This window comes from Agrococcus sp. SCSIO52902, from assembly GCF_022983135.1.
GTDB lineage: Bacteria > Actinomycetota > Actinomycetes > Actinomycetales > Microbacteriaceae > Agrococcus > Agrococcus sediminis.
Window position 1 is genome coordinate 1783588 of sequence record NZ_CP095269.1, and the last position, 17428, is coordinate 1801015.

General features: G+C 75.8%; 10 protein-coding genes. 6 read left to right on the forward strand and 4 right to left on the reverse strand.

Annotation, left to right across the window (positions count from 1 at the left end):
- Positions 1–56: 56 nt before the first annotated feature.
- On the forward strand, positions 57–1010 hold the full coding sequence (locus MU522_RS08865; protein WP_128190726.1) for an aldo/keto reductase: 954 nt from the start codon (positions 57–59) through the stop codon (positions 1008–1010).
- Between the two features lie 2 nt (positions 1011–1012).
- Here MU522_RS08865 and MU522_RS08870 read toward each other — a convergent pair whose 3' ends face one another.
- The 4 genes from MU522_RS08870 to MU522_RS08885 all read right to left on the reverse strand — a co-directional run bounded on the left by MU522_RS08870 (position 1013) and on the right by MU522_RS08885 (position 6904).
- A complete protein-coding gene (locus MU522_RS08870) occupies positions 1013–2026 on the reverse strand; it encodes an LCP family protein (protein ID WP_246990674.1) in 1014 nt (337 codons plus the stop codon).
- Positions 2027–2119: 93 nt separating this feature from the next.
- Positions 2120–3139: an LCP family protein gene (locus MU522_RS08875; RefSeq protein WP_246990675.1), complete on the reverse strand. Its 1020-nt coding sequence runs from the start codon at positions 3137–3139 to the stop codon at positions 2120–2122.
- 47 nt (positions 3140–3186) lie between these two features.
- On the reverse strand, positions 3187–4911 hold the full coding sequence (locus MU522_RS08880) for a gamma-glutamyltransferase (protein ID WP_246990676.1): 1725 nt from the start codon (positions 4909–4911) through the stop codon (positions 3187–3189).
- 10 nt (positions 4912–4921) lie between these two features.
- A complete protein-coding gene (locus MU522_RS08885; RefSeq protein WP_246993496.1) occupies positions 4922–6904 on the reverse strand; it encodes a heavy metal translocating P-type ATPase in 1983 nt (660 codons plus the stop codon).
- A 302-nt stretch (positions 6905–7206) separates the two neighbouring features.
- Here MU522_RS08885 and MU522_RS08890 point away from each other — a divergent pair, with 302 nt between their 5' ends.
- From MU522_RS08890 to MU522_RS08910, 5 genes are read left to right on the forward strand one after another with little or no spacing between them, the layout of a single operon-like run.
- On the forward strand, positions 7207–8259 hold the full coding sequence (locus tag MU522_RS08890; RefSeq protein WP_246990677.1) for a DUF4192 domain-containing protein: 1053 nt from the start codon (positions 7207–7209) through the stop codon (positions 8257–8259).
- A gap of 9 nt (positions 8260–8268) precedes the next feature.
- Positions 8269–9453: an FAD-dependent oxidoreductase gene (locus MU522_RS08895; protein WP_246990678.1), complete on the forward strand. Its 1185-nt coding sequence runs from the start codon at positions 8269–8271 to the stop codon at positions 9451–9453.
- A gap of 46 nt (positions 9454–9499) precedes the next feature.
- Positions 9500–10342: a protein phosphatase 2C domain-containing protein gene (locus MU522_RS08900; RefSeq protein ID WP_240671383.1), complete on the forward strand. Its 843-nt coding sequence runs from the start codon at positions 9500–9502 to the stop codon at positions 10340–10342.
- A complete protein-coding gene (locus MU522_RS08905) occupies positions 10342–11703 on the forward strand; it encodes a serine/threonine-protein kinase (protein WP_246990679.1) in 1362 nt (453 codons plus the stop codon). The genes MU522_RS08900 and MU522_RS08905 overlap by 1 nt, the downstream gene beginning before the upstream one ends.
- Positions 11700–17426 carry an Ig-like domain-containing protein gene (locus MU522_RS08910; RefSeq protein WP_246990680.1) on the forward strand — a complete coding sequence of 1909 codons (5727 nt, stop codon included), beginning with the start codon at positions 11700–11702 and terminating at the stop codon, positions 17424–17426. The genes MU522_RS08905 and MU522_RS08910 overlap by 4 nt, the downstream gene beginning before the upstream one ends.
- Positions 17427–17428 lie beyond the last annotated feature (2 nt).

The following is a 17428-nucleotide window of genomic DNA, read 5'->3' on the forward strand; positions in this document are numbered from 1 at the left end:
CGGGGAGCGGCGGGCGCACACCGGCCTCGAGGTCGAGGCCGCCTAGGGTGGAGGGCATGACGCGCACACTGGGAAGCTCCGGCATCGAGGTCTCGACCATCGGCCTCGGCTGCAACAACTTCGGCCGCAAGGGCACCCGCACCGAGGACCAGGCCGGCACCGACGCCGTGATCCACGCGGCCATCGACCACGGCATCACGCTCTTCGACACCGCCGACATCTACGGCAACCCGGCCACCACCTCCGAGACCCTCATGGGCGTCGCCCTGCAGAAGGCCGGCAGCGCCGCGCGCGACAAGGTCGTGCTGGCGACGAAGTGGGGCCACAGCGGCCTGGCGATCGAGGGCACCGAGACGTGGGGCGCGAAGGGCGCTCGGCAGTACATCCGCAGCGCGGTCGAGGCATCGCTGCGCCGGCTCCAGGTGGAGCACATCGACCTCTACCAGATGCACACGCCCGACCCGTCGACGCCGATCGAGCAGACGGTCGCCGCGCTCGACGAGCTCGTCGCCGAGGGCAAGATCCGTGCCTACGGCCACTCCAACTTCTCGGCCGAGCAGATCGCCGCCGCCGCAGCCGTCGAGAGCCCGAACGGGTTCGTCTCGGCGCAGGACGAGTACTCGCTCGTCTCCCGCGGCGTCGAGCGCGAGGTGCTGCCGGCGGTGCGCGAGGCCGGCCTCGGCTTCCTGCCCTACTTCCCGCTCGCCAACGGGCTCCTGACGGGCAAGTACTCGCAGGGCTCCGGCCCCGACGACGCCCGCCTCACGCGCCTCAAGCCGCAGGTGCTCGAGGAGACGGACTGGAGCCGCATGGCCGAGTACGAGCGCATCGTCGCCCGCACGGGCTCGACGATGCTCGAGGTGACGTTCCAGTGGCTGCTCGCGCAGCCTGCGGTCACGAGCGTCATCGCCGGCGCCACCCGACCCGAGCAGATCGCCCAGAACGCGGCTGCCGGCCGCGGCGAGCTCGACGCCGGCACCGTCGAGGAGATCTCCGAGCTCTTCGCCTGAGCCTAGGGCGCGTAGTCGTCGCCGTGGGCGGCGACGTACGCGCGCACGTCGCCCGCGCGCAGCGCCTCGCCGAGCGCGGCGGTGCGCGGCTCGTCGACGATGTTCACGGATGCCCCGGCGCGGCCGGTGAACCCGGCCAGCGGGGCCATGAGGCTGAGGATGTCGTCGCGCTCGAGCTCCCGGCTGAGGGCCGCGAGCGCGACCATGTCGTCGATCTGCAGGTCGCCCGTGATGCGGACGGCCGAGGCGATGTGGACGAGCGCCGCCGTGAGCGCCGGCGGGTCGGCGGCCAGCTCGTCGAGGCGCTCGAGCAGGCCGATGATCGAGGCGCGCGCCCGCTCGGCGCGGTCGAGGTCGCCGTAGGGCAGGTCGATGCGCTGCCGCACGAAGTAGATGCCGTCGCCGTCGTCGAGCAGCAGGGGGTCGGCGGTGAAGTCGTAGTAGCGGCTCGCGCCGCCGTCGATCGCCCCGTCCACGAACCGGGCGACCGACGGGTTGCGGTTCTCGACCCAGAAGCCGTCGACCGCCTCGATGAGGCTCACGAAGCCCTCGTAGTTCGCCTGCACCACGTAGTCGATCTCGAGCCCGCCGAAGAGCTCCGACACCGTCGTCCGCATCAGCTCGGTGCCCCCGGCCGGGAACGCCGCATTGATCTTCGCCTCGCCCACGCCCGGGATGGTCACCCACGAGTCGCGCGTGACCGAGATCAGCGCGAGCGTCTGCCGGTCGGCGGAGAGCTGCGCGACGACGATCGTGTCGGGCCGGCCGCCCCAGCTGCCCGGCTCCTGCGCATCGGTGCCGAGCAGCAGGGCGGTGACCGGCCCCTCCGGGAGCGGATCGACCGTCGGGCTCGGGGTCGGCGTCGGCGTCGGGGAGGGCTCGGAGGTGGGCGCCGGGGCGGCCGTCGGCGACTCCGTCGCGCGCGCGTCGGCGGTCGGCGTGGGGGAGGGCTCCGCGGGGCCGCAGCCTGTGGCGGCGACCACCGCGACGAGCGCGACCAGCCCGAGCCGGCGCATCCGCGCCCCTGCGCCGCGTGCTCGCATCATCGCCCCCTGCCGAGTCCGCGCTCAGGCTAGCGGCGCCGCGGCAGGTTTGGGAACAGCGTTACATCAAGGGACGTACCCCGTGCCGTGCGCGTCGACGTAGGGCTGGATGTCGCCGGCGCGGAGCGCATCGCCGAGCGCGGCCGTCTGCGCGGTGTCGACGACGTTCACCGACTGCCCGCCCTGCGTGCCGAAGCCGGTGATGGGCGCCATGAGGCTCACGACGTCGTCGCGCTCGAGCTCCTGGCTGAGGCTCGCGAGCGCGACCATGTCCTCGATGCTCAGCTCGCCGGTGATCTTGAGCCGGCCGGCGAAGTGGCCGAAGAGCTCGGGGAGCGCAGCCGGGTCGGCTGTCGCGATCTCGTCGATGCGCTCGAGCATGCCGGCGACGGCGGCGCGCTGCCGCTCCGCGCGGTCGAGGTCGCCCGCGGGCAGGCCCTTGCGCTGGCGCACGTAGATGAGGCCGTCGGTGCCCGACAGGTGCACCGGGTCGGCGGTGAAGTCGACGACCCGGCCGGTGCTGTTGACCGTCACCTGGGTCGGGTGCTGGTTGGCCGCGTCGAAGCCGTCGAGCGCCCGGGTCAGCGCGATGAAGCCCTCGAAGTCCGCCTGCACCACGTAGTCGATCTCGAGCCCGCCGAAGAGCTGCGAGACGGTGTCGCGCATCATGGGCGTGCCGCCGATCGCGAACGCGGCGTTGATCTTGCCCGCGCCGGCACCGGGGATCTGCACCCACGAGTCGCGCGTGATCGACACGAGCGTCAGCGTGTCGCGGTCGGCCGAGATCTGGGCGACCATGATCGCGTCGGCGTTGCCGGTCATCGAGCCGGGCGTGCGCGAGTCGGTCCCGAGCAGCAGGGCGGTGACCGCGCCGTCGGGGAGCGGGTCGCCCGGCGCCGTGGGCGTCGGGCTCGGCGCGGCCGTCGGCGTCGGGGCGACCGCGCTCGGGCTCGGCGTCGCGGTCGGCGTCGGGAGCGGCTCCGACTGCGGCCCGCAGCCCGTGATCGCGAGCGTCGCGGCGAGCGCGACCGCCGCCCATCGCGCCGCCGCCGGCCCCGTGCGCGCTCGTCGGGTGCGTGCCTGCATCGTGTCGTCTCCTCGGGTCGTCGCGCTCCCGAGGCTAGCGGGCCGCCTCAGCGCAGCGCGGCGTAGCCCTGCTCGTCGCGCGCGTTCGACGCGGCGCGGATCGTGCCGTCGGGCTCGTGCGACGCGAACGAGAGCCGTCCGAGCGACCAGGCGCCCGCATCCGTGAGCACGTGCCCGCGGCGCGCGAGCTCGGCGAGCACGTCGTCGCCGAGCCGCGACTCGACGTGCAGCCCGCCCGGCTCCCACACCCGCGGCTCGAACGACGACACCAGGTGCGTCACGTGCCACGAGGGGGCGTCGATCGCCGCCTGCGGGTCGAGCCCGAGCACCCGCATGCCGAGCAGCATCGTGAGCTGCCACTGGTCCTGCTGGTCGCCGCCCGGCGTGCCGAGCGCCGCGGTCGCGCCGTCGTCGTCGACGAGCATCGTCGGCGAGAGGGTCGTGCGGGGGCGGATGCGCGGGGCGAGGCTCGTGGCGAGGCCGTCCTCGAGCCAGAGCATCTGGGCGCGCGTGCCGAGGCAGAAGCCGAGGTCGGCGATCGTCGGGCTCGACTGCAGCCAGCCGCCGGAGGGCGTTGCCGAGATCACCATGCCGTCCTTGTCGACGACGTCGATGTGGCAGGTGTCGCCGCGGGTCGGCTCGCCCGTGCCCGCCTCCTTCGGTACCGCGCCCGCCGTGCCGACCACGGGCATCCGCGGCTCGCCGCGCAGCGCGCCGGGGCGCAGCTCGAGCGACGCCGCCTGCTCGATGAGGGCCCGTCGCTCGGCGAGGTAGGCGTCGTCGAGCAGGCCGGAGATGTCGGCGCCGTCGCCGAACCACGCGTCGCGGTCCGCGAGCGCCAGCTTCATCGCCTCGGCTGCGGCGTGCACGATGTCGGCGTCGAAGGCGTCCGCGCGCTCCGGGAGCAGCGGGTCGAGGATGCCGAGCGCCTCGAGCAGCGCCGGGCCCTGCGTCCAGGCGCCGGCCTTGTGCACGGTCGTGCCGCGCCAGGGCATCGCGAGCGACGGCTCCCACGTGGGCCGCCACGCGGCCATGTCGTCGCCGGTGAGGAGGCCCTGGTGCGCGTCGCCGGAGGAGTCCATCGCCGCCTCGCGCCCGTGCCGGTCGACGGCCTCGGCGACGAAGCCCTCGCTCCACGCCGAGATCGCCGCGTCGCACGCGGCCTCGCGCCCCATGCCGCGGCCCGCGTCGGCGAGGCGGCGGTACGTCTCGGCGAGCGCGGGGTTGCGCACCACGTCCCATGCCTCGGGGGCCGGGTCGGCCCAGAGCGCCGCGGAGGCGGCCCAGTGCTCGCGGAAGAAGTCGGCGCGGCCGGCGATGGTGCGTGCGACGCGCGGCAGCACGCGGTGGCCGCGCTCCGCGAGCTCGATCGCGAACGCGAGCACGTCGGCCGGCGCCCACCTGCCGTGGTCGCGCACGAGGGTGAGCCACGCGGGCACCGCGCCCGGCACGACGGCGGCGAGCAGGCCGGTGCCGGGGATGTGCGCGATGCCCTCGGCGCGCATCCGCTCGATCGTGGCGGCGCCGGGCGTCACGCCCTGGCCGCACAGCACCTGCGGCTCCTGGCCGGGCAGCCGCACGATCGCCGGCAGGTCGCCGCCGGGGCCGTTCAGGTGCGGCTCGACCACGTGCAGCACGAAGCCGGCGGCCGCGGCCGCGTCGGCGGCATTGCCGCCCCGCTCGAGCACGGCCATGCCGCTCGACGAGGCGAGCCAGTGCGTCGAGGCGACGGCTCCGAACGATCCCTGCAGCGGCGGTCTGGTGCGCATCATGCGCGACACGCTATCGAGCGGCGCTGGCTGCCGGGTCGAGGTCGAGCCGCCGCAGCAGCTGCGCGTTGAACGCCACGACGATCGTCGACAGCGACATGAGCACGGCGCCGACCGACATCGGCAGCACGAAGCCGAGCGGCGCGAGCACGCCCGCGGCCAGCGGCACCGAGATGAGGTTGTAGCCCGCCGCCCACCACAGGTTCTGCACCATCTTGCGGGCGCTCGCGGTCGAGAGCTCCACCACCGAGAGCACGCTGCGCGGGTCGGAGCTCGCGAGGATCACGTCGGCCGAGGCGATCGCCACGTCGGTGCCGGCGCCGATCGCGAGGCCCACGTCGGCGCGCGCGAGCGCGGGCGCGTCGTTGACGCCGTCGCCCACGAACGCGACGGTGCGCCCCTCCTGCTGCAGCCGCGCCACCTCGCGCTCCTTGTGCTCTGGGCGCACGTTGGCGGCGACGCGGTCGATGCCGAGCTCCGCCGCGACCGCCTGCGCGACGGCGTCGGCGTCGCCCGTGACCATCGCGACCTGGATGCCCCGCCGGTGGAGCGCATCCACCGCCTGCCGCGACTCCGCCCGGATCTCGTCGGCGAGCCGCAGCGCACCGGCGACCCGGCCGTCGACGACGACGTGGAGGATGATCGCGCCGGCATCCCGCCACGGCTCGACCTCGGGTAGCTCGTCGGCGCCCTCCTCCTGCAGCATGTGCGGGCCGCCGACCCGCACCGTGCTGCCCTCGACCGCGGCGGTGACGCCGACGGCGGGGGAGGAGGTGAAGTCGGATGCGCCGGGCACGTCGAGCGCGCCGTGCTCGGCCGCGCGCACGATCGCCCGGGCCAGCGGGTGCTCGCTCTGCGACTCTGCGGCGGCCGCGAGCCGCAGCAGCCGGTCGACGTCGCCGTCGACCGCGTGCGCCTCGACGACCGCGGGCTCGCCGGCGGTGAGGGTGCCCGTCTTGTCGAACAGCACGACGTCGACGCGGCGCATCGTCTCGAGCGCGAGCCGGTCGGCGATCAGCACGCCGCCGCGCGCCGCGCGCTCGGTGGCGATCGACACGACGAGCGGGATCGCGAGGCCGAGCGCGTGCGGGCAGGCGATCACGAGCACGGTGACCGCGCGCACGACCGCGTCGTCGGGCATGCCCGCGACCGACCAGACGACCGCGGTGATCGCCGCCGCGGCGAGCGCGAACCAGAACAGCCAGCCGGCCGCGCGGTCGGCGAGCCGCTGCGCACGCGACGACGAGGCCTGCGCCTCGGCGACGAGGCGGCGGATGCCGGCGAGCGCGGTCTCGTCGCCGGTCGCGTCGACCTCGACCCGCACGCCGGAGTCGGTCGCGACCGTGCCGGCGACGACGCGGTCGCCCACGCCGCGCTCGACCGGCCGGGACTCGCCCGTGATCATCGACTCGTCGAAGCTCGCGGCGCCGCCGACGATCGCGCCGTCGGCGGGCACGCGGGCGCCGGGGCGCACGACGATCACGTCGCCGACGCGCAGCGCATCGGGGGCGACGCGCTCGGTGCCGCCGTCGACCTCGCGCTCGGCCTCGTCGGGGAGGAGCGCCGCGAGCGAGTCGAGCGCGGAGGAGGTCTGCGCGAGCGAGCGCATCTCGAGCCAGTGGCCGAGCAGCATGATGGCGACGAGCAGCGCGAGCTCCCACCAGAAGTCGAGCTGGTGGTCGGCGATGCCGAGCGTGGCCGCCCAGGACGCGACGAAGGCCACGGTGATCGCGAGGCCGATGAGCAGCATCATCCCGGGCTTCCGCGCGCGGAGCTCCTCGACGGCGCCGGTGAGGAAGGGCCGCCCGCCGACCACGTACATGATGGTGCCGAGCAGCGGCGAGACCCAGGCGAGCCACGGCCAGTCGGGCAGGTCGTAGCCGACGATCATCGCGAACATGCCGCTCAGCAGCACGGTCGGCACCGCGAGCACGAGCATCGCCCAGAAGAGCCGCCGGTAGGTGGCGACGTGGTCGCCGTGGCCGGCGTGCCCCATGTGGCCGTCGGCGTGGCCCTCGCTGTGGCCCTGGGTGTGGTCGCCGTGGCCGGCGTGCGCCGGCTGCACGGCGTGGCCCGCGTGCTCGGCGGTGACGGCCGGGGTCGCGCCGTGCTGCCCGTGGTCCTGCCCGTGCTCGTGGCCCTGGCCGTGGTCGTGATGCTGGTGGTTCCCCTGCGTCCCGCTCATGCGCGCACCATATACCCCTGGGGGGTATAGCGCAAGGGGCTGCGCACGGTGCTTCTCCACAGGGTCGTCGGCCGGCGGCGCGCGCTGCCTGGCCCATGCCGCACTGTCCCGCCATGGAGACCGTCCGCATCCGCACCCCGCAGTCCCTGCTCCGCCTGCTGCCGCACCTCGTCGGCGCCCCTGAGCCCCCGTGCCTCGTCGCGCTGCCGTTCGCCGGCGGGCGCTCCGGCATGCCGATGGTGCTCGACCTGCCGGATCGCAGCGCGGTCGCCGCGACCGCGCGGGCGGTCCGCGGCGGTGCGCGCGGCGCCGACGCAGTCGTGCTCGTCGCATGCCTCGCCGACCCGCTCGGAACCGGTGCGCTGCCGCGGCGGCTCGAGCTCGCGCGCGTGGCCGAGCGGCTCGAGCGCGCCGGCCTCCGCGTGCTCGACGCGCTCGCGCTCGGTCCCGACTCGTGGGGCGACTACGCGGCGCCGGATGCGGCGAGGGGCCCGCTCGCCGAGCTCGACCTGCTCGACGACCCGGCGCCCGGCGTGCCGCTGCCGGCACCGATCCCCGGCGCTCCGGAGACGGGCGACGACCGCTCGATCGCCGCGGTGCTCGGCTGGATCGACGCGCTCGGCGTCGCCGAGGTCGATGCCGCGCGCGACGACCCGATCGCCGCGCTCGAGCTCGCCGTCGAGCTCGCGCCCGGGCTCGGCAGCGGGCCGGGCGCGCTCGGCGTCGACCCGGCGAGGGCCGCCGCGCTCGCGATCGGCCTCGTCTGGAGCCCGCCCGTGCGCGACCTCGCCATCGAGCTCGCGCTCGACGGCGTCGACGCGGCGCGGGCCACGCTCGCCGCGCTCGACCGCGACGGCGACGTCGCGGGCGATGCCGCCGCGGCCCGCTTCCTCGGCACCGGCCCGGCGCCCGACGCCGCGCGCCTGCTCGACCGGCTGCGCCGCTGGAGCGCGATCGCCGAGGCCGCCCCGCTCGAGCTGCGCGCCCCGGTGCTCGTCATCGTCGGCTTCCTGCACTTCTTCGCGGGCCGGGGCCGCACGGCCGGCCGCTGCGCCGAGCTCGCGATGGCGATCGACCCGACGCTCACGATGGCCCCGCTGCTGCGCGACATCGTCGACGCCAAGGGCGCACCCGACTGGGTGCTGCGCCCAGCCGACCCGGAGTAGCGTCGCGGCATGGCGAGCGAGCAGCGGCATGACGTCCTCATCATCGGCGGCGGCAACGGCGGGCTCTCCGCCGCGGCGCACCTGCTGCGGCGCGGCTGCCGCGACGTGGCGCTGATCGAGCCGGCCGAGCAGCACGTCTACAAGCCGCTGCAGCACTACGTGGGCACCGGCATCGCATCCCAGCGCGAGCTCTCCCGGCCGCAGGCGTCGCTCATCCCCGACGGCGTGCGCTGGTACCGCAGCGCCGCGGTCGCCGTCGACGCCGAGCGCCGTGCGGTGCGCTGCGCCGACGGCACCGAGGTGCGCGGCGCCGACCTCATCGTCGCGCCCGGCGCCCGCATCGACTGGTCGCGCCTGCCCGGCGCCGAGCGCGCGCTCGCCGAGGGCACGGCCGTCACGACCTTCGTCGACGACCAGCTGCCCCGCACGAGGCAGCGCCTCGACGCCCTCGACCGCGGCCGCGCCGTCTTCCAGGTGCACGAGCAGCCCGCCTCGGGCCGCGAGACCGCGTTCAAGCCGCTGCTCATCTCGTGCGACCGCTGGCGCGCCCGCGGCGTGCTCGACCGCATCGAGGTGGTGCTCGTGCACGAGGGCGTGCGCCTGCACCCGGTCGCCGCGATCGAGGCGGAGATCCGCCGCCACCTCGACGACTACGGCATCGACGTGCGGCTCGGCACGCGCATCCGCAGCATCGGCGGCGACGCCGTCGAGCTCGAGGGGCCCGCGGGGGAGACGACGCTGCAGGCCGATCTGCTGCACCTGCACCCGCCCTACGCGGCGCCCGCCTTCCTCGCCGAGTCGGGGCTCGACGACGCGAGCTCCGGCGGCTTCGCCGCGGTCGATCCCGAGACGCTCCGGCACCGCCGCCACCCGCGCGTGTGGGCCGTCGGCGACGGCGCCGACCTCGGGGACGCCCGCACCGGCGGCGCGCTCCGCGAGCAGGTGAAGACGGTGGTCGAGAACATCCGCCGCAGCCGCGCCGGTCAGCCGCTCGAGCGCTACGACGGCTACACAGTGGCGCCGATCGCCACCGCGCGGCGCAGCCTCTCCTTCGGCGAGTACGACCGCGCGCTGCGGGTGCGGCGCTCGCTGCCCGTGCCCGACGAGATCCGGTCGAGGCTCGTCTGGCACCTGCTCGACCGCTACGGCCTGCCGAAGGTGTACTGGCACCGCATCCTCAAGGGGCGGCTGTGACCGCGCGGTGCGAGAGTCACCGGCCGAGCATGGGAGACTGGAGGACGTGACCCACATCGGAGCTGCGACCGGCGAGCACGCCACCCAGGGGCCGGAGGCCCGGCAGTTCGCCGTGCGCTGGGCGGGGATGACCGACACCGGCTTCCGCCGCCAGCACAACGAGGACTCGCTCGTGACGCAGCCGCCCGTGTTCGCGGTGGCCGACGGCATGGGCGGCCACTCGCACGGCGACCTCGCGAGCCGAGCCGTCGTCGAGCAGCTCGGCACGCTCTCGACGCTCGAGAGCGTCGAGCCGATCGACGTCGTCGAGGCGCTCCGCCGCGCGACCGACGAGATCGAGAAGCTCGGCGAGGGCGAGGGCGCCGCGGGCACCACCGTCACCGGCTGCGCGTTCGCGATGCACGAGGGCGCGCCGCACTTCGCGGTCTTCAACGTCGGCGACTCGCGCACGTACGCGATGCTCGGCGAGCGGCTGACGCGCATCACCATCGACCACTCCGTCGTGCAGGAGCTCATCGACGCCGGGCTCCTCACCGAGGAGGAGGCCGAGACGCACCCCGAGGCCAACGTCGTCACGCGCGGCGTCGGCGCCGGCATCGACCCGGTGCCCGACTACTTCCTGCTGCCGATCATGCCGCAGCTGCGCCTGCTCGTCTGCTCCGACGGCCTCACGAAGGAGGTGCCCGACATCGAGATCGAGCGCCTGCTCTGGGAGCACGCGGAGCCGGCGGCAGCCGCGAACGCGCTCGTCAGCGCCGCGCTCGACAGCGGCGGCCGCGACAACGTCTCGGTCATCGTCGTCGACGTCACGAAGGCGCCCTCGGTCGACGACGTCGACCGCACCGTGCCGCGGACGACGCTGCGCGACGAGGAGACGCGGCGGGCCTGATGGCGAGGCGGCTCCCCTCCGCGCCGCCGGTCCTGCCCGGCTTCTCGCACCTCCACGTGCTCGGCACGGGCGGGTACGCCGATGTCTTCCTCTACGAGCAGGCGCTCCCGCGCCGGCCCGTCGCCGTCAAGGTGCTGCTCGCCGAGCTCGTCGACGAGGACGTCCGCCGCTCGTTCCGCAGCGAGGTCAACCTCATGGGCCGCCTCTCGGCGCACCCCGGCATCCTCACCGTCCACAGCGCATCCGTCGCGAGCGACGGCCGCCCCTACCTCGTGATGGAGCTCGCGAACCCCGAGCTCGGCGAGCGGTTCCGCTCCGAGCCGCTCCAGCCCGAGGCGGCGCTGCGCGTCGCGATCCGCATCGGCGCGGCCGTCGAGACCGCCCACCGCGCGGGCGTGCTGCACCGCGACATCAAGCCCGCCAACATCCTCAGCACGGCCTTCGGCCACCCGGTGCTCAGCGACTTCGGCATCGCCGGCCTCCAGCACGACGCGACCGAGGCCGCCGGCGTCTCGGTGCCGTGGGCGGCGCCCGAGGTGCTCCGCGGCGAGACGGGCGGCACCGTGGCGACCGAGGTCTGGTCGCTCGCCGCCACGATCTTCTCGCTCATCGCCGGCCGCAGCCCCGCCGAGCACCCGGGGCGCGCCAACGACCACGCGGCGCTCACCGAGCGGATCCTGGCCCACGACCTGCTGCCGTCGCGCGCCATCCCGGCGCCGCTGCGGCGCGTGCTCGACAAGGGCCTCGCCGCCAAGCCCTCCGACCGCTACGCGCGCGTCGAGGACCTGCTCGTCGACCTGCAGGCCGTGCAGCGCGAGCTCGGCTTCGAGGAGACGCCGATCGAGGTCGAGATCGACGCGTGGGCAGCCGAGGCGCCCGCGCCCGACGCGGGCATCGACGAGGACTCGGATGCGCTGCGGCTGCGCCAGCGCCGCTCCCGTCGGTCGGCGGGCATCACGGGCAGCCGGGTCGACATCTCGCAGTCGACGGGCCGGCGCGAGCCGCAGAAGCCCAAGCGCTTCGCCATCGGCCTCGGCATCGCCGTCGCGAGCGCGGTCGTGCTCGGCATCGTCGCGATCGCCGCGATCGCGCTGTCGAGCGTGTCGTCGCAGATCCCGCTCGTCGCCGAGATCGCCGTCGCGCCCGACTCGGGCCGGGTGTCGTTCAGCTGGGAGGACCCGGGCCTCGTCGACACCGACACGTACCACGTGCGCACGTCCACGGGCGACGCCCTCATCCAGGGCGGGCGCGAGTTCACCCTCACCGGCGAGCCGGGCGAGGAGCTGTGCATCGAGGTCGCGGTCAACCGCGACGGCGCGACCGGCGAGGCGACCGAGGCCTGCGGGGAGCCGCTGCCGTGAAGCGCGGCACCGCGGGCGCCGCGCTCGGCACGCTCCTCGTCGCCGGTGTCGTCGCGGGAGCGGTGCTGAGCCCCGGCTACGCCGCCGTGGAGCCGCAGCTCGACGGCTCGAGCGTGTGGATCGCCGACGGCGAGGCCGGCGCGATCGGCCTCGCGAACACCGCGAACGCGACCATCGAGCGCGTGGTCGACGTCGGCGGCGTGCACGAGGCCCACCAGGCGACGAGCGGCACCGTCATCGTCGACCGCGACGCCTCGACCATCCGGGTCGTCCGCGACGGCGCCACCCGCGCGGGCGCGGCCGTGCCGATCGCCTCGGGCGCCGACGTGCACGTGCGCGACGACCGCATCCTCATCACCTCGTCCTCCACCGGCGACGTGTGGCGCACGACGGTCGGCGCGGTCGCCGAGGGCGCGCGGCTCGAGGAGGAGGTCGTGGCGCTCGGCCGCGGCGGCGTCGCCGTGCTCGGCGAGCGCAGCGTGCTCGCCGCCTCGCCGGGCCTCGGCCGGGTGCTGCGCATCGACAGCGCGGGCGAGGTCGTCGCGACCGAGCGCGCGCCCGTGTCGCCCTCGGCGCCCGACCTGCAGCTCACGGCGCTCGGCGACGACTGGGTGCTCTACGACGCCGGCTCCGGCGTGCTCTCGACGAGCACGTGGCAGACGTCGGTCGACGCGAGCGGGGTGCGGCTGCAGCAGCCGGGACCCGCGGCGCCCGAGGTGCTGTACGCCGCCGACGGCACGCTCGTGCAGCAGGTGCTCGGCGTGCAGTCCTCCGAGGTGCTCGCCTCCGGGGCGAGCGGCCGAGCGGCGCGGCCGGTGGTGTCCGACGGATGCGTGTTCTCGGCCTGGCGGGACGGCACGGCCTGGCGCGCCTGCGACGGCCAGGAGCCGGTCGTGCTCGGCCTCGACGGCGTCGGCGCCGAGGCCGACCTCCGCATCGTGCAGCGCGGCAGCGCGACGGCGCTCGTCGATCCCGCGAGCGGCGACGCGTGGGCGATCGACCGCGACGGCGAGCGCATCGAGGGGTGGCAGGTCGAGAGCGACGAGCCGACCCCCGAGCAGCCGACCGAGGGCGAGACGGTCGAGGAGACGGTCGAGGCGGCCCCGGCGCCCCCGGTCGCCGAGGACGACGAGCTCGGCGCCCGCCCCGGCGCCGTCACGGTGCTGCCCGTGCTGCTCAACGACAGCGATGCGAACGGCGACCCGATCGTGATCACCGATGTCACCGCGACGCCCGACGTGATCCCCGCCTCGATCACCCCCGACGGTCGCGGCATCCGCCTCGAGGCGCCGGAGGAGGGGGGCGTGCAGATCGCCTACCGGATCTCCGACGGCACCGCCGGCGACGAGGCCGTCGCGACCGTCAGCATCCGCTCGGGCAACGAGCCGCCCGAGCTCGTGCGGCCGGCGCAGGCGACGCTCGAGGCCGGCGGCACGGTCGTGCTCGACGCCCTCGACGGCTGGCTCGACCCCGACGGCGACCAGCTCGCGGTCGTCGAGGCGACGGCCGCGGCGCCCGACCGCGTGAGCGTGCGCGCCGACGGCAGGCTCGAGTTCCGCGACGGGGGCGCGGGCGCGCAGCGCGAGGTGCAGGTGACCGTCACCGACGGGCGCACCACCGCGACCGCGCCCATCGCGCTCACCGTGCACGCCGGCGCCGTGCCGATCAGCGCGCAGCCCGTGACGGCCGTCACGCGCGTCGGCCAGCAGCTCGTGCTCGAGCCGCTGCTCGCGGCGCAGGGCGGCTCGGGCGAGCTGAGCCTGCACAACGTGGTCGCGAGCGGCCTGCCCGTGGAGCCGAGCCTCACCGAGGGCACCATCGCGGTCACGCCCACCGAGCCCGGCCTGCTGCGCTTCACCTACGTCGTCTCCGACGGCACGACCACGCAGGACGGGCTCGTGGCGGTGCGGGTGCTCGAGGGCGCCGACGCCTCCTCGCCGCCCGTCACGATGCCCTCGCGCGCCGCGCTGCCCTCGATCGGCTCCGTCGAGCTCGACGTCGACGACCTCGCGTTCGACCCCTCGGGCGGTGTGGTCGCGCTCTCGCTCGCCTCGAGCGGCTCCGACGCGGTGCGCGCGGAGGTCATCGACGGCGAGCGGCTGCGCCTCGGCCTGGCCGACGAGCTCGAGGGCGAGGCGACGGTGCGGTACACCGTCACCAACGGCATCCAGAGCTCCGCGGGGGAGCTGCGCATCTCGGCCGCCGGCGGCGCCTCGGTGCAGGCGCCCATCGCCCGCGACGACGCGGTCTCGGTGCGGCCGGGCGGGCTGGTCGAGATCCCGGTGCTCGTGAACGACGAGCATCCGGACGGCCTCGCCATCGCGCTCGAGCCGCAGGTGGTGGCGACGCCGGAGGCGGGCCTGCTCTTCGTCGACGGCGACCGGATGCGCTACGTCGCCGGCGAGGAGCCGGGCACGTTCACGGCCACCTACGCGGTCCGCGGGCCCGACGGGCAGACGGCCACGGCCGACATCGCCCTGCAGGTCGCGGCCGCGGCGCGCACGACGAACGCCGCGCCGGAGGCCCCGACCGTCGAGGCGCGCGTCGTCGCGGGTTCGAGCGTCGACCTCGAGCTGCCGATCTCGAACGCCGACCCGAACGGCGACCCGGTGCAGCTGCTCGGGCCCTCGACGGCCCCCGCGCTCGGCTTCGTGACGCAGGCCGGCCGGTCGACGCTGCGCTACCAGGCGGGCGACTACTCGGCGGGGACGGACGAGTTCCGCTACCGCGTCGTCGACGACCTGGGCGCGGTGGGCGAGGGGGTCGTGCGCGTCGCCGTGGTCGAGCCGTCGCCCGCGCTGCCGCCGGTGCTCGGCGCCGACGAGGCCGTCATGCGCCCCGACTCGACGCTCGTCGTGCCGGTGCTCGGTAACGACCGCGACCCGGCCGGGCTGCCGCTCGAGATCGTCGGGGTCGACACGGCCTCGCCGGGCGCCTCCGCCGAGGTGCGCGACGGCGCGGTGCACGTCGCAGCCGGCCCCGACAGCGCCGACATCGGCATCGTCGTCACGGTCGAGAACTCCGCCGGCACGTCCGCGGCGAGCTGGCTGCGCGTGGAGGTCGACCCGGCCGCGCCGCCGCCGCCGCCCGACGTCGAGGACGTGCAGGTGGCCATCCAGTCGATCGCCGACGCCGACGCCGTGCGCATCGATCCGCTCGCGTACGCGAGCGTGCGCGATGGGCGCTCCGACGTGCTCGAGGCGACCCTGCCGATGGCGGCCGCCGGCGTCGAGCTGCGCGAGGACGGCACCGTCGAGATCCCCGTCGGCGAGCGCACGCGGTTCGTGCCGTTCACGGTCGTGCGCACCGACGACCCCTCCGCCGTCGCGACCGGCATCATCGCGGTGCCCGGCAGGCTCGACGCCCTGCCGCAGCTGCGGCCCGGTGTGGCGCCGCTGTCGGTGCGCTCCGGCGAGACGCTCGAGATCGCGATCGACGACGTGGTCGACACCGTCGACGGCGACGGCGCGGTGCTCACCGACGCGAGCGCCGTGCGCGCGTCGCCGACGGACGGCTCCAACCCGGTGATCGACGAGCGCACGCTGCGCTTCGTGCCGCCGCCGGGCTACTACGGGCCGGCGAGCATCACCTTCGAGGTCACCGACGGCGACAGCCCGACCGATCCGGACGGGCGGGTCGGCACGATCGTGCTGCCGATCGAGGTGCTCGCGGGCGACGACGTGCCGCTCACGGTGCAGGGGGCGTACGTGCAGCTCGAGCCCGGCACCGAGCGCGTCATCGACCTGACCCGCATCACCCGCGCGCCCGACCCGGACCGCCTCGACGGCGCCGCCTGGGAGGTGCTCGGCGACGTGCCCGCCGGTTTCGAGACCTCGGTGTCGGGCGCCGAGCTGACGGTGCGCGCGCTCGAGACCACGCCGGCCGGCACCACGGCCGAGCTGCAGCTCGGCGTGAGCGACGGCGCCGGGGAGGGCGTGCCGGGCGGCATCGTGCTCTCGGTGATCTCGTCGACCGCTCCGCGGGTGGCGCCGCTGCCCGACGAGGTGACGGTGCAGCGCGGCTCGAGCGCGCAGGTGGCGCCGCTCGCCAACGACGAGTCGTCGAACCCCTTCCCCGGCACGCCGCTGCGGCTCGGCGACCTCCGCACCCCAGGCGCCGCCGAGCGCGGCGTCGAGGCGAGCCTCGACGGCGGCACGGTGACGATCTCGGTCGGCGCGGGAGCCTCGATCGGCGCGACCATCGTGCAGGTGCTCGTGCTCGACGCCACCGGCGACCCCCGCCGCGGCGTGTGGAGCCCCATCACCGTGACCGTGCAGGACGTGCCGGATGCGCCGGCGCCGCCCGTGCAGGCGTTCGACGAGCACGTCGACGGCGTGGTGTTCATGACCATCGAGCCCCCGGCGGCGAACGGCAGCCCCGTGACGGGGTACCGGATCGTCGGCGACGGCGTCGACGTCGCGTGCGGCGCGGAGCCGCGCTGCCGCATCGACGGGCTGCCGCTCGGCCGCGACGTGCGGCTGCGCGCGATCGCGACGAACGCGCTCGGCGCGAGCGAGGCATCCGCCCCCTCCGAGCCCGTGCACGCCGACCGGCTGCCCGCGGCCGTGCCGCGCATCAAGGCGACCCCGGCCGCGCAGCCCGGCGCCGTGCGCGTGCAGTGGCAGGGGGTCGCGCAGCCGCAGGGCGGCACGCCCATCGAGGCCTACCTCGTGCGCATCACGGGCAGCGGCGTCGACCAGGTCATCCGCGTCGGCGCCGCCGAGCGCACCGTGACGGTGCCCGATCTCACGCCCGGCCGCGCGTACGCGGTCGAGGTGGCCGCGACGAACGACGCGGGCGTGCCCGACGCCGCGTGGCGCTGGCCCGCCGCGCCGGTGCCCATCACGGCGGTGGGGGAGCCCGGCACCGCGCCGGTGCTCATCACCGGACGCTCCGGCGGCTCGGTCACCGTGCGCTGGTCGGCCGTCGACGCCGGCGGCGCCGCCGCGGTCGGCTACACCGCGCGGATCGTGCCGGTCGCCGACGCCGCGTCCCTCGACTGCGCGAGCACCGGCACGGGCACGCCCGCCGGCAGCGCGCAGCTGAGCGCCACGCTCTCGGTCGCCCAGGGCTCGCGGGTCGTCGTCGCGGTCACCGCCGACAACGGCTGGCACTGCTCGGTGTCGGTCTCCGATCCCGTCTTCGGCACGCCGGCGCCGATCGACGCCTCCCAGGTCGAGGTCGCCTCGGGCGACGCGCAGGTGCGCGACGACGCGCGCGACCTGCAGCTCACCCGCGCGCCCGCCGTGCCGGAGGGGCAGTGGATCGAGGCGCGCGTGCGCCAGTCGCCGCAGGCCACCGAGCCCGGCTGGCGCCAGGTGGCGCAGGGCGCGTGGCTCACGCCCACCACCACCTCGTTCGTCTACGGCCGCGACGCGAGCGTCGAGCTGCGCGCGTGCGCGCCGTCGGGCGCCGGCTCCGGCTCGGTGTGCTCGGCGCCCACGACCGTCGGCAGCGCGATGCCGCTGAGCCTGAGCGCGATCGTCACCGCCTGCCGGCCGCTCGTGCCGCTCGAGGCGACGGCGCCCCAGAACGCGACGCTGTCGGCGCGCGGCAGCGTCGTCGCCTCGTACCTCGTCGACGGCGCGTGGACGGCGGAGCAGCCCGCGAGCCAGCGCGTGCCCGCCGGGGCGACGCGGGTGCGGGCCACGGGCGTCGTAACCTATCTGGAGTCCGGGCCCCACAGGGACCCCGTGCCGACCGTGGCGGGATGCGGGCTGTGATC